At 70.1% G+C, this 16868-nt stretch carries 17 protein-coding genes and 1 CRISPR repeat array; of the genes, 9 read left to right on the plus strand and 8 right to left on the minus strand.

Features of this window, described 5'->3' with window-relative positions:
- Positions 1 to 134: 134 nt before the first annotated feature.
- The 5 genes from ACFVDO_RS17740 to ACFVDO_RS17760 all read right to left on the minus strand — a co-directional run bounded on the left by ACFVDO_RS17740 (position 135) and on the right by ACFVDO_RS17760 (position 4366).
- Positions 135 to 1055, minus strand: coding sequence for a sensor histidine kinase (locus tag ACFVDO_RS17740; protein ID WP_378859884.1), 921 nt, complete (start codon positions 1053 to 1055; stop codon positions 135 to 137).
- A complete protein-coding gene (locus ACFVDO_RS17745) occupies positions 1052 to 1765 on the minus strand; it encodes a response regulator transcription factor (protein WP_378859885.1) in 714 nt (237 codons plus the stop codon). The genes ACFVDO_RS17740 and ACFVDO_RS17745 overlap by 4 nt, the downstream gene beginning before the upstream one ends.
- Positions 1766 to 1769: 4 nt before the next feature.
- Positions 1770 to 2282 (minus strand): hypothetical protein, encoded by a 513-nt coding sequence (locus ACFVDO_RS17750; RefSeq protein WP_378859886.1) that lies wholly within the window; start codon positions 2280 to 2282, stop codon positions 1770 to 1772.
- A 25-nt stretch (positions 2283 to 2307) separates the two neighbouring features.
- Complete coding sequence (locus tag ACFVDO_RS17755; protein WP_378886874.1) at positions 2308 to 2766, minus strand: OmpA family protein; 459 nt, start codon at positions 2764 to 2766, stop codon at positions 2308 to 2310.
- Positions 2767 to 2776: 10 nt separating this feature from the next.
- Positions 2777 to 3101: direct repeats of the CRISPR family, unit length 19 nt; unit sequence CCGTCGCCGAAGTTCTGGA.
- 464 nt (positions 3102 to 3565) lie between these two features.
- Positions 3566 to 4366, minus strand: a complete 801-nt coding sequence (locus tag ACFVDO_RS17760; RefSeq protein WP_378859888.1) for an IclR family transcriptional regulator — start codon at positions 4364 to 4366, stop codon at positions 3566 to 3568.
- A 40-nt stretch (positions 4367 to 4406) separates the two neighbouring features.
- Between ACFVDO_RS17760 and hutH the strand changes: the two genes are divergently transcribed.
- The 4 genes from hutH to ACFVDO_RS17780 all read left to right on the plus strand — a co-directional run bounded on the left by hutH (position 4407) and on the right by ACFVDO_RS17780 (position 9648).
- Positions 4407 to 5948: a histidine ammonia-lyase gene (hutH, locus tag ACFVDO_RS17765; protein WP_378859889.1), complete on the plus strand. Its 1542-nt coding sequence runs from the start codon at positions 4407 to 4409 to the stop codon at positions 5946 to 5948.
- Positions 5941 to 7623, plus strand: a complete 1683-nt coding sequence (gene hutU / locus ACFVDO_RS17770; RefSeq protein WP_378859890.1) for a urocanate hydratase — start codon at positions 5941 to 5943, stop codon at positions 7621 to 7623. The genes hutH and hutU overlap by 8 nt, the downstream gene beginning before the upstream one ends.
- On the plus strand, positions 7623 to 8786 hold the full coding sequence (hutI, locus tag ACFVDO_RS17775; protein ID WP_378859891.1) for an imidazolonepropionase: 1164 nt from the start codon (positions 7623 to 7625) through the stop codon (positions 8784 to 8786). Before hutU ends, hutI begins: the two co-directional genes overlap by 1 nt.
- 217 nt (positions 8787 to 9003) lie before the next feature.
- Positions 9004 to 9648, plus strand: a complete 645-nt coding sequence (locus ACFVDO_RS17780) for an NAD(P)H-binding protein (protein ID WP_378859892.1) — start codon at positions 9004 to 9006, stop codon at positions 9646 to 9648.
- A 7-nt stretch (positions 9649 to 9655) separates the two neighbouring features.
- Here ACFVDO_RS17780 and ACFVDO_RS17785 read toward each other — a convergent pair whose 3' ends face one another.
- From ACFVDO_RS17785 to ACFVDO_RS17795, 3 genes are all read right to left on the minus strand, one after another.
- Positions 9656 to 10015 carry a YrdB family protein gene (locus ACFVDO_RS17785; protein WP_378859893.1) on the minus strand — a complete coding sequence of 120 codons (360 nt, stop codon included), beginning with the start codon at positions 10013 to 10015 and terminating at the stop codon, positions 9656 to 9658.
- Positions 10012 to 10917 carry an agmatinase family protein gene (locus ACFVDO_RS17790; protein WP_378859894.1) on the minus strand — a complete coding sequence of 302 codons (906 nt, stop codon included), beginning with the start codon at positions 10915 to 10917 and terminating at the stop codon, positions 10012 to 10014. Before ACFVDO_RS17790 ends, ACFVDO_RS17785 begins: the two co-directional genes overlap by 4 nt.
- 115 nt (positions 10918 to 11032) lie before the next feature.
- Entirely contained in the window at positions 11033 to 12307 is a 1275-nt protein-coding gene (locus ACFVDO_RS17795; protein WP_378859895.1) for a DUF445 domain-containing protein, read from the minus strand.
- A 34-nt stretch (positions 12308 to 12341) separates the two neighbouring features.
- Between ACFVDO_RS17795 and ACFVDO_RS17800 the strand changes: the two genes are divergently transcribed.
- The 5 genes from ACFVDO_RS17800 to ACFVDO_RS17820 all read left to right on the plus strand — a co-directional run bounded on the left by ACFVDO_RS17800 (position 12342) and on the right by ACFVDO_RS17820 (position 16783).
- Positions 12342 to 12614, plus strand: coding sequence for a metal-sensitive transcriptional regulator (locus ACFVDO_RS17800; RefSeq protein WP_332837129.1), 273 nt, complete (start codon positions 12342 to 12344; stop codon positions 12612 to 12614).
- Between the two features lie 114 nt (positions 12615 to 12728).
- A complete protein-coding gene (locus ACFVDO_RS17805; RefSeq protein WP_378859896.1) occupies positions 12729 to 13862 on the plus strand; it encodes an ABC transporter ATP-binding protein in 1134 nt (377 codons plus the stop codon).
- Complete coding sequence (locus ACFVDO_RS17810; protein WP_378859897.1) at positions 13862 to 15037, plus strand: spermidine/putrescine ABC transporter substrate-binding protein; 1176 nt, start codon at positions 13862 to 13864, stop codon at positions 15035 to 15037. Before ACFVDO_RS17805 ends, ACFVDO_RS17810 begins: the two co-directional genes overlap by 1 nt.
- A complete protein-coding gene (locus ACFVDO_RS17815) occupies positions 15030 to 15908 on the plus strand; it encodes an ABC transporter permease (RefSeq protein WP_378859898.1) in 879 nt (292 codons plus the stop codon). Before ACFVDO_RS17810 ends, ACFVDO_RS17815 begins: the two co-directional genes overlap by 8 nt.
- Positions 15905 to 16783, plus strand: coding sequence for an ABC transporter permease (locus ACFVDO_RS17820; RefSeq protein WP_378859899.1), 879 nt, complete (start codon positions 15905 to 15907; stop codon positions 16781 to 16783). Before ACFVDO_RS17815 ends, ACFVDO_RS17820 begins: the two co-directional genes overlap by 4 nt.
- Positions 16784 to 16868: the final 85 nt, after the last annotated feature.

The following is a 16868-nucleotide window of genomic DNA, read 5'->3' on the forward strand; positions in this document are numbered from 1 at the left end:
GTACTGCAGGGGGGACCCTGTGGGAGAGTAGGACACCGCCGAACTCCTTCTAAACGAAAGAGCCACCCAAAGCTGGGTGGCTCTTTCGCGTTAACGCCACGCCCCGGAACAGTCGGCGCACCGAGCGCCGGACGTCAGGCCTCGTGGCTGGAGGGGATCCGGAGCGTGACCAGGGTTCCTGCATCCGCCTGTGAGCGGATGTCGACCTCGCCACCGTGTCTCCGCAGTACGGTGGCGACGAGCGTGAGACCCAATCCAGAACCCGGGACGTCTCGGGCATTGCCGGCTCTGGCGAGCTCGTCGAACACTCGAGGCAGATCCTCCGCGGGAATGCCGCGTCCGTTGTCCGCGACCTCGATGACGGCGGATCCCTCCTGCTCCCGCAGTCGCACCTCGATCGCCCCCGCGGCCGAGTACTTGGCTGCGTTGCCGAGCACATTGTCCAGGGCGAGCGAGAGCAGGTCGATGTCTCCCGCGATGTGCGGCACCGGCCATGGGACGCGGGTCGCACTGATGCGGAACCGCGCGGCGGCCTCCGGCTGCTGCTGCCCGATCGCGTCGACCGACTCCTGCACGAGCTCCTCGAGATCGATCCGCTCGAGCTCGAGGGGGCGTGTCTCCAGCTCCGCAAGCTTGCGCAGATCGCGGACGAGGGTGCTGAGCTTCGCGGCCTGTCCATCCACCATCTGCCACGATGGAGTGCCGTCTGACGCCGCGGCCTGTGCCCTGATCGCCATGATCGGATTCTTCAGCTCATGATCGAGGCGAGCGAGGAAGCGACGATGCTGTTCGCGCTCCGACTGCGCCCCGGCTTCGGTCGCCACCGCGATTGCGGCGGCACCGCGGGCCCGACCTCGCCTGCGGGCGGCGGCGATGCCCAGTCCGCCCGCCGTAGCCGCGGTGACCACGGTCCCGGCGGCCAGCGCCGCAGCAGGCAGCGCGATGCCGATCTGCAGCATTCGGCCGTCGCCCGAGACTGCCAGAATCAGCGCGACGAGCGCTCCCAGCACGAACGGGATCGCGGCGATCGTCCAGAGCAGGGTCCGCCGGCTCATGCGGGGGTCACCGGTGCGCTGAACTGGTAGCCGATGCTCTGCGACGTCTCGATGAAGCGCTCGGGTCCGTTGTCGCCGATCACCCGGCGCAGCTCCGCTATGCGATGATCCACGGCTCGGCTCGAGGTGGCGAAGTCGAACCCCCAGAGCGTGGCGAGCAGCCGCTCGCGGGTGTGCACCTCATTCGGATGCGCCATGAGGTACTCGAGCAGGGTGAACGCCTTCGGCGTGAGGATGAGCTCCTGCTCAGCGCGCCACACCCGTCTGGCAGTGCGGTCGATCAGCAGGTCGAGGCTGCGCAGGCGCTGCGTCGCGCGCAGCGGGACGTCGCTGCGCGCGCTCCTGCGCAGCACTGCGCGGGTGCGGGAGAGCAGCTCCTGCGGGTCGAACGGCTTGTTCAGGTAGTCATCGGCGCCTTCGTCGAGCGCCGCGCTGCGCTCCCAGGATTCACCCACCTGAGTGAGCAGGATGATCGGCAATGTCTGGTCATCGGCGCGGATCCGCCGGACGAACTCGCGTCCGTCCAGCCTCGGCATGAGCACGTCGCAGACGACGAGGTCCGGCCGCTCCGCCGCGACGGAAGCGAGTGCAGCGATACCGTCGCCGGCGATCGTCACCCGGTAGCCGCTGCGCTCCAGGAACGCCCCGAGCGCTCCTGTGATCGCGTCGTCGTCGTCGACGAGCAGCAGCGCAGGGCGATCGGAGGCCACAGGTTCATCCTGCCGTGAGCGTGTTGGACGAGCCGACGTCTGACACCTTCGGCGTGGCGCCGGTCCAGTGCACGACGTTCCCCGTGCCGTTGACGAGCAGCTCGTCGACCACGCCGCTCAGCACGAGATTGCCGTCGCCGATCACCTCGAGGAGCGCGACGTCGTCGGCGATGACCTGGGAGCCTGTGGTGTTCAGGATGAGACGATCGCATGAGCCTTCGACCCGGACGATCACGGCGTCGTCCAGCATCGTCAGTTCGCCGTCGCAGCGCAGCGTCCTGGTGGCCTCCGCGATGAGGTCGTCTCGGGTGACGCCGTCCCTGTCCGGGGCGGAGCCGGCATCCGACTCAGCCGGCGCGGGGGAGTCCTCCTTCGCCGATGCATCCGCGTCGCCCGCCGCCCGCTTGTCCGTCGCAGATGGTGCCGCACCGTCGGCGATCCTGATCGAGCACGCGGTGGCGCCGAACGACAGGGCGAGGACAGCGGCGATGGCGGCTGCGGTGCGGATGATGCGCATCAGGGGCTCCAGGTGGTCAGTCGGGTCAGAGGGCGGCGGGGATGAAGATCTCGACGCGGCGGTTCAGCTGGCGCCCCGCAGGGTTGTCCGCTCCGTCGATCTCGTTCGGTGCGACCGGTCGGCTCTCGCCGAATCCCTCCGAGGTGAGTTCGGTCTTCACCCCGCGGTCCCGGAGGTCTGCGACGACGGACGCGGCACGCTTCTCGGACAGCGTCTGGTTGTAGTCATCGGTGCCGAGCGCGTCGGTGTGCCCGGAGACGGCCGCCTGGGCGACGTCGAGCGTGGTGAAGGTCTTCGCCACCGTGTCGAGGGTCTTCGCAGCATCGGCGCGGATCTCGCTGCGGTCGAAGTCGAACAGCACCCCGTCGGCGAAGGTCAGGATGGTCCCGCAAGACTTCAACGGGGCCAGCGCCGCGAGCGGCGGGAACACCCCGAGCGGCGGCACATCGGCGATCGGAGCGGCCTTCACCGTCTTGCCGTTCACCTTCGCGGTGCCGTCGCCGAAGTTCTGGATCTTGATCTGGCCGTCCGTGTAGTTCCCTGATCCGTCGCCGAAGTTCTGGATGCGGACGCCCCCTGCGATGTAGTCGCCCGATCCGTCGCCGAAGTTCTGGATCTTCGTTGCGCCGTCGGTGTAATTGCCTGATCCGTCGCCGAAGATCTGGACATCCTTCTCGCCGTCCGAGTAGTTCCCGGATCCGTCGCCGAAGTTCTGGATGCGGACATCGCCCGCGGTGTAATTGCCTGATCCGTCGCCGAAGTTCTGGATCGCTACGCCGTTGATCGTGGAGTTCCCGGATCCGTCGCCGAAGTTCTGCACGCTGCCGTCGGGCCCGGTGAACGCCCCCGACCCGTCCCCGTAGAGATAGGCGGTGCCGTTGCCCGAGATGACCTCGCCCCCATCGCAGTGCGCGGGAGAGGCGGTGACGCCGGGGATGTCGGCAAGTGCGGTGTTCACCTCGATCGTGAATGCGGAGGCCGAGGTGTCCAGCAGCGACAGGTCGGGCAGCACGAACAGCGGGACCGGAGGGAACTGTCCGACGTCGTAGCCGGGGACAGTGGGCGCGGAGGCCGCCTTCTCCGCAGCCTTCGTCGGCTCGGTCTTCGGCGTCTGCGGCGCCTCGGCGGCGCATCCCGCCAGAGCGATCGCGGCGACGATCCCGGCGGATGCGGCAATCAGGAGCGGGCGGAGGCCGCGGAGCTGAGCGGTGGTCATGAGACGAGGCTATCGAGCGGATGTCGCGACGCCGTCGCAGCGATGTCGCAGATCGGAGACAACGTGGTCAGCGGTGTGCTGCGGAACCGAGACGCCGGCCCAGCATGGCCGCCGCCTCGCTCACCGCATGGGTGATACGGCCGGCGGGGGCGTCGTCGCCGGACCATGTGACGGCGACCGCTGCCACGGGCCAGTCTGCATGATCGCGCACGGCGATGGCGACCGAGCGGAACCCCTCGGTGATCTCGCCGTCCTCGGTGGCCACGCCTGTCTGCCGGACGAGGCGGAGCAGCTCGCGCAGCTCTGACGGCTTCTGCGGGCCACGGCCCGTGCGCTCCGTGAACGACGAGGCGTCCGGGTACAGCGCACGCACCTGCACCTTGGGCAGCGCGGCGAGCATCGCGCGGCCTGTCGCCGTGAGATGCGCGGGCAGGCGCACACCGACATCCGTGACCAGCGCGGGGCGGCGCACGGCGCGCTCCTCGACGATGTACAGCACATCCCTTCCGCTCATCACCGCGAGATGCGCGCTCTCGCCGAGGCGGTCGGCGAGGCCCGCGACCAGCGGGCGGCCGAGGCGCGCCAGCGGTTCCTGCCGGGCATAGCCGCCCGCCAGCTCGAACGCCGAAGTGCCCAGACCCCAGCGCCGGTCCTGTGCGAGATGCACCACGAAGCCATGCTCCTCGAGGGTCGCCAGCAGGTGGTAGATCGTCGAGCGCGGGATGCCGAGATCCCGCGCGAGAGCCGACGCGGCGACCGGTGCAGGGCGGCGCGCGAGATGCCGCAGGATGCGCAGCGTCTGGTCGGCGGCAGGCACCTGGGGCCTGTGCGCGGCTTCGTCTGAGATCACAGACAAAGGATGCCACATCGCTCTGTTCCGCGGGGGAGCGCGGGTGTGGAATCGAAACATGCCTCAGAACTCCTCGGTCGTCGTCGGCGCCGCACCCCTCGCTCCGGCCGACGTCGTCGCCATCGCCCGCCATCACGCATCCGTCGTCATCGACGCCGGAGCACTCGGCCGCGTCGCCGAGTCGCGGCGCGTCATCGACGCCATGGCCGCCGACCCGGTGCCGCACTACGGCGTCTCCACCGGCTTCGGCGCCCTCGCCACCACGTTCATCGCTCCCGAGCGTCGCCGCCAGCTGCAGGTCAGCCTGATCCGCTCGCACGCCGCGGGCACGGGCCCGGAGGTCGAGACCGAGGTCGTCCGTGCGCTGCAGCTGCTGCGTCTGCAGACCCTCGCCTCCGGACGCACCGGCGTGCGCCCCGTCGTCGTGGAGACCTACGCGGCGATGCTCAACGCCGGCATCACGCCGCTGGTCCGCGAATACGGCTCGCTGGGCTGCTCCGGTGACCTCGCCCCGCTCGCGCACGTCGCCCTGGCAGCCATGGGCGAGGGGGAGGTGCGAGGCGCAGACGGTGAGCTCGTCCCCGCATCCGACGCTCTCGCCGCCGCGGGGATCGCGCCCCTCGTCCTCGAGGAGAAGGAGGGCCTCGCGCTCATCAACGGCACCGACGGCATGCTGGGCATGCTGGTGCTCGCCCTGCACGACCTCGAGATGCTGATCACCACGGCCGACCTCTCCGCCGCGATGTCGATCGAGTCGCAGCTCGGCACCGACGCCGTGTTCGCCGCCGACCTCATGGCCCTCCGACCGCAGGTCGGGCAGGCGGCATCCGCCGCGAACCTGCGCGCCTTCCTCGGCGACTCGCCGATGGTCGCCAGCCACAAGGGCCCGGACGACGGGCGGGTGCAGGACGCCTACTCGCTGCGCTGCTCGCCGCAGGTGCACGGTGCTGCTCGCGACACCATGGCGCACGCGACCATGATCGCCGAGCGCGAGCTCGCCTCGGTCGTCGACAATCCTGTCGTCACGATCGACGGACGCATCGAGTCCAACGGCAACTTCCATGGTGCACCGGTCGCCGCCGTGCTGGACTTCCTGGCGATCTCGGTCGCCGATGTGGCATCCGTCGCGGAGCGCCGCACCGATCGCGCCCTCGACCCGGCGCGCAGCCATGGGCTGCCGCCGTTCCTCGCCTCCGAGGTCGGCGTCGACTCCGGCCTGATGATCGCGCAGTACGCGGCCGCCGGCATCGTCTCCGAACTGAAGCGCCTCGCCGCCCCGGCATCCGTCGACTCGATCCCGTCGTCGGCCATGCAGGAGGACCACGTGTCGATGGGCTGGTCCGCGGCTCGCAAGCTGCGCCGTTCGATCGACGGGCTCGCTCGCGTGCTCGCGATCGAGATCCTCACCGGCGCACGTGCGCTCGACCTGCGTGCGCCGCTCGTCGCCGGTCCTGCGACCGGAGCTGTGCGCGACCTGGTCCGCACCGTCGCCGGCGGCCCCGGCCCCGACCGGTTCCTCTCGCCCGAGATGGAAGCCGTCACCGAACTCGTCAAGTCGGGCGCCGTCGCCCGCACCGCCAAGGAGAACGCGAATGTCTGACACCCAGTCCGGCCCCACCCTGCACGACCCGTCGCGCAGGATCCGCGCCCCGCGCGGCAACGAGCGCACAGCGAAGAGCTGGGGCGCCGAGGCCGCCAAGCGCATGCTGATGAACAACCTCGACGCCGAGGTCGCCGAGCACCCCGAGGATCTCGTCGTCTACGGCGGCACCGGCCGCGCCGCGCGCTCGTGGGAGGCGTACGACGCGATCGTCCGCACCCTCGACGAACTCGAGCCCGACGAGACCCTGCTGGTGCAGTCCGGCAAGCCGGTCGGCGTGTTCCGGACCCACGAGTGGGCGCCGCGCGTGCTGATCGCCAACTCCAACCTCGTCGGCGACTGGGCCACCTGGCCGGAGTTCCGCAGACTCGAGGCCGAAGGCCTGATGATGTACGGCCAGATGACCGCGGGTTCGTGGATCTACATCGGCTCACAGGGCATCCTGCAGGGCACCTACGAGACTTTCGCCGCCGTGGCGCGATCGCTCGGGCGGGACTCGCTCAAGGGCACGCTGTCGCTCACCGGCGGCGCCGGCGGCATGGGCGGCGCGCAGCCGCTCGCCGTCACGCTGAACGACGGCGCCTGCCTCATCGTCGACGTCGACGAGTCGCGCCTGTCGCGCCGTGTCGACCACGGGTACCTCGACGTGTACTACACCGATCTCGACGAGGCCGTCGCCCGTGCGGTCGCCGCCAAGGACGCCGGCGAGGCGCTGTCCGTCGGCATCGTGGGCAACGCGGCCGAGGTCTTCCCCGAGCTGTTCCGCCGCGGCGTGCCGATCGACATCGTCACCGACCAGACCAGCGCGCACGACCCGCTCGCCTACCTGCCGATCGGCATCTCGGTCGCGGACTGGAAGGCAGAGGCCGAGCGCGACCCGGAGGAGTTCACCCGCCGCTCGCGGGAGTCGATGGCCGCGCACGTCGCCGCGATGGTCGAGTTCCAGGACGCCGGTGCCGCAGTGTTCGACTACGGCAACTCCATCCGTGCCGAGGCGGTGCTCGGCGGGTTCGACCGTGCGTTCGAGTTCCCCGGCTTCGTGCCGGCGTACATCCGCCCGCAGTTCGAAGAGGGCCGCGGCCCGTTCCGCTGGGCGGCGCTCTCGGGGAACCCGGAGGACATCTACAAGACCGACCGGGCCATCGCCGAGCTCTTCCCCGAGGACAAGGCGCTGCACCGCTGGCTGGAGAAGGCCGGCGAGAAGGTGCACTTCGAGGGTCTGCCTGCCCGCATCTGCTGGCTCGGGTACAAGGAGCGGCACCTGGCGGGCCTGAAGTTCAACGAGATGGTCGCCTCGGGTGAGCTGTCCGCGCCGATCGTCATCGGCCGCGACCACCTCGACTCCGGGTCGGTCGCCAGCCCGTACCGCGAGACCGAGGCCATGAAGGACGGCTCCGACGCGATCGCCGACTGGCCGCTGCTGAACGCGCTGCTCAACACGGCATCCGGTGCGAGTTGGGTCTCGCTGCACCACGGCGGCGGCGTCGGCATCGGCCGCTCCATCCATGCCGGCCAGGTGACCGTGGCCGACGGCTCCGACCTCGCGGCCGAGAAGCTCGAGCGCGTGCTCACCAACGACCCCGGCACCGGAGTCATGCGGCACGTCGACGCGGGCTACGACCACGCGAAGGACATCGCGCGCGAGCGCGGCCTCAAGGTGCCGATGGGCCTGTGATGTCGACGCTCATCACGAACATCGGGGAGCTGACGACCAACCTCCCCGCCGGTGACGACCGACTCGGCACCCTGAGCGATGCGGCCGTCCTCATCGAGGACGGGCGCATCGCGTGGGTCGGCGCGGCGGCGGACGCCCCCGCCGCCGACGGGACGGTGGATGCCGGTGGGCGCGCCGTGATCCCCGGCTTCGTCGACAGCCACAGCCACCTGGTGTTCGGCGGCGACCGCGCCGCCGAGTTCGAGGCGCGGATGGCCGGCCAGAAGTATGCCGCCGGCGGCATCCGCTCGACCGTCGCCGCGACGCGCGCAGCATCCGATGACGAGCTGCGCGAGCGGCTGCGCGGTTTCGTCCGCGAGCTGCTCGCGCAGGGCACCACGACCGTCGAGATCAAGAGCGGCTACGGCCTGGACGTCGCGACCGAGGAGCGGCTGGTGCGGCTCGCGGCCGAGGTCACGCCCGAGGTCACCTACCTCGGCGCGCACGTCGTGCCGGCCGAGTACGCCGACGACCATGACGGGTACGTCGACCTGGTCGTGGGGGACATGCTCGACGCCTGCGCGCCTCACGCGCGCTGGGTCGATGTGTTCTGCGAGACCGGTGCGTTCACCGTCGCACAGTCCCGGCGTGTGCTCGAGGCGGGCATCGCGCGCGGGCTGAAGCCGCGGGTGCACGCCAGCCAGCTCGGCCCCGGTGAGGGTGTGCGGATGGCGGTCGAGCTCGGTGCGGCATCCGTCGACCACGGCACCTACCTCACCGACGACGACGTCACCGCGCTCGCCGCGTCGGACACCGTGCTGACGCTGCTGCCCGGCGTGGAGTTCTCCACCCGGCAGCCGTACCCCGATGCCCGCCGGCTGATCGACGCGGGAGTCACCGTCGCGATCGCCTGTGACACGAACCCGGGGTCGAGCTTCACGAGCTCGATGCCGTTCTGCATCGCCGTCGCCGTGCGCGACATGCGGATGACGGTGGCCGAGGCCGTCTGGGCGGCAACGGCCGGGGGAGCGGCGGCGCTGCAGCGCGACGACATCGGTGCGATCGCACCGGGCAAGCGGGCAGACCTGGTGCTGCTCGACGCCCCGACCCGTGTGCACCTGGCCTACCGGCCCGGCGTGCCCCTGGTGAAGCAGGTCTGGAAGGACGGCGTCGCGGCGCTCTGAGCGGTTGCGTTTCGCTGCGGTTGACGCTCTGACTGCGCTGATGCCGGCTCGCGCTGCACTTTTCGGTCTGCGCGGCGCAGATACGCGCCGCGCGAGCGAGAAAAGGCAGCGCGAGCCTGCGGGGTGAGCGAGAACTGCCGCGCGGGCATGGAACTGCCGCGCGGCGAGGGCCGGATCGGCCGGCGCACTTCGCTCCCCGCGGGCGTAGCGTGGAGACATGGCTCGGATCCTGATCGTCGGCGGCCACGGCAAGGTCGCCCTTCTGCTTGCTCCTCTCCTCGTCTCCCGTGGTGACGAGGTCACGGCGGTGATCCGCAACGCGGCCCACGCGGCCGAGGTGCGGCTCACCGGCGCCGAACCCGTCGTGTTCGACCTCGAGCACGAGGACCGTGCCGCGTTCGCCCGACTGTTCGCCGGGCACGACGCGGTCGTCTGGTCGGCCGGCGCCGGAGGGGGTTCGGCGGAGCGCACCCGTGCCGTCGACTTCGAGGCGGCGGTGCGATCGATGGATGCCGCGAAGGACGCCGGCGTGCGGCGCTATGTGATGGTGTCGTACTTCGGATCGTCCCCGCAGCACGGCGTGCCGGAGGACAACTCGTTCCACGCCTACGCCGAGGCGAAGGCGGCGGCCGACGAGTACCTGCGCGCGACTTCGCTGGACTGGACCGTGCTCGGGCCGAGCAGTCTCACACTGGGCACGGGCACGGGGCTGATCGACGCCGAGGCCGAGAGCTCCGCGCAAGTGTCCAGGACGAACGTCGCCCTGGTCATCGCCCAGGCGCTTGTCGAGCCGGTGACCATCCGTCGCACGATCCGGTTCAACGACGGCGACCGGCCCATCCCCGAGGCGCTCGCCGGCTGACGCGGCGTCAGCGCAGCAGGGCGATCGCGACGCGATCGAGCAGCCAGACCGCGAACAACGCGATTCCGAAGCCACCCAGCCCGGTCGCCCACAGTGCGGCACCGACACCGCCGAACAGCACCGTCTCGAGCGCGACGCGCGCGGCTGCGGGCAGCGTGATCCGGGCCTTCGGCGAGAGGAACAGCCCCCACACCACGGCGATGAGCACCGGAACTGCGACCGCGGCGACCCACGACCATCCGCCGGGAGTCAGCCGCCATGCGGCGACGGCCGCACCTGCGAGCAGCGCGAGCTCCAGCAGGAAGCGCACGATCAGGGCAGCGCGCCGACCAAGGCCCGCGGTCTCGAACGGATCCTCGCCGTTCATCTGTCGGTGACCAGCCCGGCGAGCAGCTCCAGCACGCACAGTGCTGCCAGGCGCACGGTGCGGCCGTCCTCGGCGTCGACCGTGGCATCCACCTCGGCGAGGTCGGCGCTGATGACCCTGGCATCCGCTCCGACAGCGCGAGTCAGCGCGCGCAGCTCCCAGGCGGCGAGGCCGCCGGGCACGCTCGCGGGACAGCCGGGCGCGACGGAGCGGTCGCACACGTCCACGTCGATGTCGAGATGGATGCGGGCATCGGCGCCGGCGCCGGCGACCTCGAGCGCTTCGGCGGTGACATCGTCGATGCCGCGCGCCCGCAGCTCGTCGAGCGTGATCACCCGGATGCCCCATTCCGCGGCGCGCTGCGCGTAGGCGGCGGAGTTCGCGTAGTCGGCGATGCCGATCTGCACGATGCGCCGCGGGTCGATGCGCTCGCCCTCCGGCGCATCCTCGACGAGGCGCCGCACCGGGGTGCCGTTGGAGACGCCGTCGCGCAGGTCGAAGTGCGCGTCGAAGGTGATCAGGCCGGTCGCGGCCGCTCCGCGCGCCACCGAGTAGGTCAGGGAGTTGTCGCCGCCCAGGGCGATCACGCGCCGGCTCGCCGCGGCGAGCTCCGCGACACGGGAGACGGTGCGCTCGGTGCCCTCATCGCCGTCGGGTTCGTCGACGTCGCCGGCGTCCACGATCCGCAGCGCCTCGTTCAGATCGACGACGGGCGGGCCCATCAGCGTGGCGCTGTACCGGGGGAGGGCCTCGCGGATCGCCGCGGGCGTCGCGTGCGCGCCGGTCGGGGACAGCGACGTGCGCCAGACCGGTACCCCGACGATCGCCGCATCCGCCTGGGCGCCGTCGAAGGCGGGCCAGGCACCGGCGCGGGGCCAGGACGGATCGTGCGACAGTGCCATGAGGAGTCCCTTCGACGCGGACGCCGGGTGACGCATCCGAGTCTCAGCGTGTCACACCGCGACGAGCGGCGGACCGTGCGTCTCAGGCTATCTGTCTGGCGCACCAGACAGCAGGTCACACCGGGATCAGTGCGTGAGCGACGGCGAAGATCGCCACCCCGGCGAGGGCGCCGACGACCGTGCCGTTCAGCCGGATGTACTGCAGATCGCGCCCGACCATCAGCTCGATCTTCTCGGTGGTCTCGGCGGGATCCCAGCGCTCGATCGTGTCGGTGATGATCGAGGCGATGTCGTGCCGGTAGCGGTCGACGGCGAAGACCGCGGCATCCGTCACCCAGCCGTCGACGCGGCTCTGCAGCGCAGCATCCGTCGTGAGCCGCGTGCCGATGTCCGCGATCGCCGACGCGGCACGGGTGCGCAGTCCGCTCTGCGGGTCATCGAGCGATCGGATCAGGCCGGTCTTCGCGGCCTGCCAGGCCTCTGCCGCCAGTGCGGCGACCCGCGGGCTGTCGAACAGACCGCTCTTCGCGCTCTCGAGCTTCGCTCTCATGGCCGGGTCGTGCTGCAGCCTGTCGGCGAGGCGGGCGAGGTAGCCGTCGATCGCGATCCGAGCCGGATGCTGCGGATCGGCTCGCACGGCGTGCGCGAACTTCACCGCCTCGCGGTAGACCGTGTCGTCGACGAGCCTGTGCGCGACACCCGGCACCCAGGAAGGGAGCCGGCGGGACACCAGGCCCTGGAACGCGTGCGCGTTCGCATCCAGCCAGGTCGAGATGCTGTCCACGGCCAGGTCGACGGCGCCGTGGTGCGCGCCGGCATCGACGATGCGCTCCAGCCAGGCACCCGCCGGCGGACCCCACTCCGGATCGACCAGGTTCTGACGGGCGAGATCGGCGATCACGTCGCGCACGTCGTCGTCGCTGAGCGCGTGCAGTACGGCCGTCGCGACCGTCGCGCCCTCGGCGGCGACCCGCTCGGCATGGTCGGGCCGGCGCAGCCATTCGCCGAGCCTGCGCGCGACCTCGGTCTGCTCCAGCTTGGTGCGCACCACCTCCGCGGAGAGGAAGTTGGTCTCCACGAACTCGCCAAGGCTGCGGCCGATCTCGTCCTTGCGGTTCGGGATGATCGCGGTGTGCGGGATCGGCAGGCCGAGCGGATGCCGGAACAGAGCTGTCACGGCGAACCAGTCCGCCAGTGCACCGACCATCCCGCCCTCGGCCGCAGCTCGCACGTATGAGAGCCAGGGGTAGCGCCCCTCGAGCGCGAAGGCGATCACGAACGCGACCGCCATGAACAGCAGGGCGCCCAGCGCGACGCCCTTCATCCTGCGCAGGCCGCGGAGACGCTCCTGATCTGCGGCGGACAGCAGCGCCATCGGGGTACGCGACATGCCCTCATCCTGCCACGGCGGGTACCCTCGATCTGTGATCGAAGACATCAAGAAGCGCGCTCTGCACCGCACCAGCATCCTCGAAGGTCAGCTGCGCGGCATCGCGCGGATGATCGAGAACGACGAGTACTGCATGGACATCATCACGCAGTCGCGCGCCGTGCAGCGCTCGCTGGAATCCCTGAACCGCCTGCTGCTGGAGAACCACCTGCGCACGCATGTCACGCACATGTTCGAGGAGGGCGGCGAACAGCGTGAACAGGCCGTCGATGAACTGCTGAAGGCATTCGACTTCCACAGCAAGTAGGCCGATGAGCGACGGATATCGTCGCTCTGAGACCGTTTCGCAACTGTTTCCGCTTCCTTTGTGCCCTTGGGTGTGAAAGACTCCCCCCACTGAGATTCTCAATGAGGAGGATGAATGGCTGATACCCGGGCCATGGCAGGCGGCGTCGACATAACCGGCGTCACGAAGCTGTATGGAGACGCGACCGCCGTCGACGACCTGACGCTGCACGTCGAGCAGGGCGAGTTCCTCTCGCTGCTCGGACCGTCCGGCTGCGGCAAGACCACCACCCTCCGGATGATCGCCGGATTCGAGCACCCGGACGCGGGCGACATCCGCATCTCCGGCCGCAGCGTGCTCGGAGAGCCGCCGTACCGGCGCGAGGTGAACACGGTCTTCCAGGCGTACGCTCTGTTCCCGCACATGACCGTCGCCGAGAACGTCGCCTACGGGCTGCAGCAGCGCAAGGTACCCAAGGCCGAGCAGCGCGAGCGCGTCGCCGAGGCGCTGGACATGGTGCAACTGCGCAAGTTCGCCGACCGCAAGCCCACCCAGCTCTCCGGTGGCCAGCAGCAGCGCATTGCGCTGTCGCGGGCGCTGATCAACCGCCCCGCCGTGCTGCTGCTCGACGAGCCGCTCGCCGCCCTGGACCGTCAGCTGCGCGAGGAGATGCAGCTCGAGCTGAAACTGCTCCAGGCCCGGCTCGGCACCACCTTCGTGTTCGTCACTCACGACCAGGCCGAGGCGCTGTCGATGAGTGACCGGATCGCCGTGATGCGCGCCGGCCGGATCGAACAGCTCGACACCCCGTCCGCGGTGTACGACGAACCGACATCCGCCTACGTCGCATCCTTCATCGGCCAGCAGAACTTCCTCCACGGCGTCGTGGCGGCCGGCGGCGCGGCCCTCGACACCAGCGACGGCACCGTGCACGGACGCTGGGGCGGAGCCGAGGCGCAGGCGGGAACCGCGGCCGTCGCGGCCATCCGCCCGGAGTTCGCGCGCCTCGCACCGGCGGGGTCCGACGGCCCGGGGATCGACGGCACGGTGCTCGGCGTCTCGCATCTCGGAGAGACCCTGCAGATCGCCGTGGACGTCGCCCGCGACCGCGCATTCCTGGTGCGCATCCCGGCGCCGACAGCACCCGCGGTCGCCGTCGGCGACGCCGTGCGCTGCACCTGGAGCCCCGACGACGTGCGCCTGTTCGCCGACGACCAGTCGCTGTCCGCCGCGACACACGTCATCGCGCTGCCCAAGGCGGCGGCCTGATGGCGCAGCCGCCGGTCCGAGTGCTCGCGCATCGCGGCGCCGCCGGCATCCTGCGCTCAGAACTCACCCGTCGCGGGTTCCTCGCCACCGCGCTCGCCGCGGGCGGCACCATGCTGTTCACCGCCTGCGCGCCGCCGAAGGGGGCCGTGTCGGCGCCCGCCAGCGGCGGTCCGCTCGAGGACCGGCTGTCGATCTACACCTGGAGCGACTACGACGACCCCGAGGTGCTGGATGCGTTCACGAAGCAGTCCGGCCCGAAGATCGTCGTCGACGCGTTCAACTCCAATGAGGAGCTGATCGCCAAACTGGTCGCCGCACGCGGCACCTCGGGCTACGACATCGTGGTGCCGACCGGCGTCTTCATCGAGCCGATGGCGCAGAACGGACTGCTCGAGAAGCTCAACCTCGATCTGATCCCGAACCTCGCCACGATGAACCCGGCGTTCATCCACCGCGCCTGGGACCCGGGCAACGACTACTCGATCTGCAAGGCGTGGGGCACCACCGGCTTCGTCTACGACAAGAAGGTGATCTCGCGCGAGCTGACCTCGTGGGCCGACTTCATCGACGCCGCCCAGAACGAGGCATCCGGCAAGACGTCCCTGCTGGACGACCCGGCGCCGCTGTGCGGCGTGTACTTCTGGTCGCACGGCATCGACTGGAACACCACGAAGAAGGCCGACCTGGACGCCTGCGAGAAGTTCATGACGAAGCAGGTCGCGCCGCACGTCTCCGCATTCGACTCCGCCCCTGGTGGGCAGATCATCCCGCAGGCCACCCACGCGCTGGTGCAGACCTACAACGGCGACGCCCGTACCGGGATCAGCGAGTCGGACGACCCGGAGCGCTGGCAGTGGGTGCTCGGGGCGCCGGTCACCGAGCTGTGGATGGACAACTGGGCCATCGCGAAGGGTGCACCGCATCCCGAAGCGGCACACGCGTTCATCAACTACATCATCTCGCCCGACGTGCAGCTGGCGCAGGTCGACTACATCGGGTACGACACCGGCGTGCAGGGAGTGCAGCAGCAGGCCGAGGAGGCGGGGCTGGACATGCTGGACATGGTGTTCTTCGAAGAGGAGCAGATCAAGACCATGCACGAGGGCAGATTCACCAGCGCGCAGGAGCGCATCGTGGAGATCTGGAACGCGACCAAGGCGGCCGCCGGTGCGTAAGGTCGCTCTGGCGCTGCCCGCCTGGGCCTGGCTCGTCGTCTTCTTCGTCGTCCCGATCGGCGTCGTGGTCTGGTACAGCTTCGGCTACAAGCCCAGCATCTTCGCCACCAACGCGAACGACCGGCTGTCCTTCGACCGGTACATCGAGGCCCTGTCGCCCACGTTCTTCGCGACCTTCCAGAACACGCTCTGGGTCGGGATCGCCGGCACGGCGCTGTGTCTGCTGATCGGCGCACCCGTGGCGTACTGGATCGCGATCAAGTGCGCGCCCAGCCGGCGCAGCCTGATGCTCGTGCTGGTCATGGTGCCGTTCTGGACGAACTTCCTGGTGCGCACGATCGGATGGCAGATCATCCTGGCGCCGGAGGGCTGGTTCTCGCACGCGCTGCAGGCCATCGGGGTGATCCCTGGCCCGCTGAACCTGCTGAACTCCCGCGGTGCGGTGCTGCTCGGCGTGGTCTACAACTACCTGCCGCTGATGATCCTGCCGCTGTTCGTCGCCTTCGACCGCGTCAGCGGACCGCTGCGCGAGGCCAGCAAGGACCTCGGCGCCAACAGCTGGACCACGTTCCTGCGCATCACGGTGCCGCTCGCGCAGCCCGGCATCATCGCCGGCGTGCTGCTGGTGTACATCCCGCTGATGGGCGACTACATCACCGCCACGGTGCTGGGCGGAGCGAAGGGCAACATGGTCGGCCAGATCGTGGCCAGCCAGTTCCAGACCGCGCAGAACTGGGCACTCGGCTCGGCCATGGCGGTGCTGCTCATCCTCATCATCGGCCTGTCGATCGCCGTCGCGGCCGGCCTCATCTGGCTGGTCTCGCTGCCGATCAGAAGGCGCAACAGTCTCGTCCTCGGGGAGGCATCATGACCGCGGTCCAGGACCGTCCGGCATCCATCCGCCGTGCACCGCGCAATTGGAGCGCGATCCTGCTGCCCGTGTGGGCGACGTTGGTGTTCGTGTTCCTGTTCCTGCCGATCGCGGTCGTGATCGTGCACTCCTTCAACGTGGGCCGCCTGCTGATCTCGTGGGATCACTTCGGCTTCGACTCCTTCGCGGCGATCGTCACGAAGGCGGCGGTGCGCGACGCCGTGCTGGTGTCGCTGCGCACCGGGTTGATCGCGGCCGTGTTCGCCACGGCGCTGGGCACACTGGCCGGCATCGCGATGGCGCGCACGCCGGGCCGCTGGGTGCCGTGGTTCCTCGGCCTGCTGCTGCTGGTCTCGGTGACACCCGAGATCGTGGACGCGGTCGCGCTTCTGCCATGGCTGGTCTTCCTCGGTCAGGATGCCGGGATGTGGGTGTTCAACGACGGCACCGTTCGGCTGGTCGTCGGGCAGTCGCTGTTCTCGATAGCGATCGTGTCGTACATCGTGCGAGCGCGGCTGGTCGGCCTGGACGCGAAACTCGAGGAGGCCTCGGCCGACCTCTACGCGCCGCCGGTGCGCACCTTCATGAAGGTGACGCTGCCGCTGGCGATGCCGGCGGTGCTGGCCGGCTTCCTGCTCTCGTTCACGCTCGGTCTGGACAACACCGTCGTCTCGGCCTTCGTGCAGGTCTCCGGCACAACTCCGTGGCCGGTGTACGTGCTGAGTGCCCTGCGCAGCGGCCTGCGGCCCGAGATCGCCGCGGTGTCGACGGTGATGCTCGTGCTCACCCTCGGGGCGCTCGCGTTGGTCGCGGTGGTGCTGAAGCGGGCCGGCGACTCGGCCGCCGACATCGCACGGACGATGGCGGGCGGCTGAGCCGTCCTTCGTCTCGCTTCGCTCGCTCAGGAGCCGGGAGCACGGAGGAGTTCGCTCAGGAGCCGGGGCGCGGAGAAGTTCGCTC

The sequence above is a fragment of the Microbacterium sp. NPDC057741 genome, from assembly GCF_042798735.1.
GTDB lineage: Bacteria > Actinomycetota > Actinomycetes > Actinomycetales > Microbacteriaceae > Microbacterium.

Coding starts and splice junctions, on each gene's coding strand:
- hutI (WP_378859891.1), top strand. CDS start 7,623: ATGTCGACGCTCATCACGAACATCGGGGAGCTGACGACCAACCTCCCC.
- ACFVDO_RS17795 (WP_378859895.1), bottom strand. CDS start 12,307: ATGTCGCGTACCCCGATGGCGCTGCTGTCCGCCGCAGATCAGGAGCGT.
- ACFVDO_RS17820 (WP_378859899.1), top strand. CDS start 15,905: ATGACCGCGGTCCAGGACCGTCCGGCATCCATCCGCCGTGCACCGCGC.
- ACFVDO_RS17790 (WP_378859894.1), bottom strand. CDS start 10,917: ATGGCACTGTCGCACGATCCGTCCTGGCCCCGCGCCGGTGCCTGGCCC.
- ACFVDO_RS17760 (WP_378859888.1), bottom strand. CDS start 4,366: ATGTGGCATCCTTTGTCTGTGATCTCAGACGAAGCCGCGCACAGGCCC.
- ACFVDO_RS17805 (WP_378859896.1), top strand. CDS start 12,729: ATGGCTGATACCCGGGCCATGGCAGGCGGCGTCGACATAACCGGCGTC.
- ACFVDO_RS17750 (WP_378859886.1), bottom strand. CDS start 2,282: ATGCGCATCATCCGCACCGCAGCCGCCATCGCCGCTGTCCTCGCCCTG.
- ACFVDO_RS17810 (WP_378859897.1), top strand. CDS start 13,862: ATGGCGCAGCCGCCGGTCCGAGTGCTCGCGCATCGCGGCGCCGCCGGC.
- hutH (WP_378859889.1), top strand. CDS start 4,407: ATGCCTCAGAACTCCTCGGTCGTCGTCGGCGCCGCACCCCTCGCTCCG.
- hutU (WP_378859890.1), top strand. CDS start 5,941: ATGTCTGACACCCAGTCCGGCCCCACCCTGCACGACCCGTCGCGCAGG.
- ACFVDO_RS17785 (WP_378859893.1), bottom strand. CDS start 10,015: ATGAACGGCGAGGATCCGTTCGAGACCGCGGGCCTTGGTCGGCGCGCT.
- ACFVDO_RS17780 (WP_378859892.1), top strand. CDS start 9,004: ATGGCTCGGATCCTGATCGTCGGCGGCCACGGCAAGGTCGCCCTTCTG.
- ACFVDO_RS17740 (WP_378859884.1), bottom strand. CDS start 1,055: ATGAGCCGGCGGACCCTGCTCTGGACGATCGCCGCGATCCCGTTCGTG.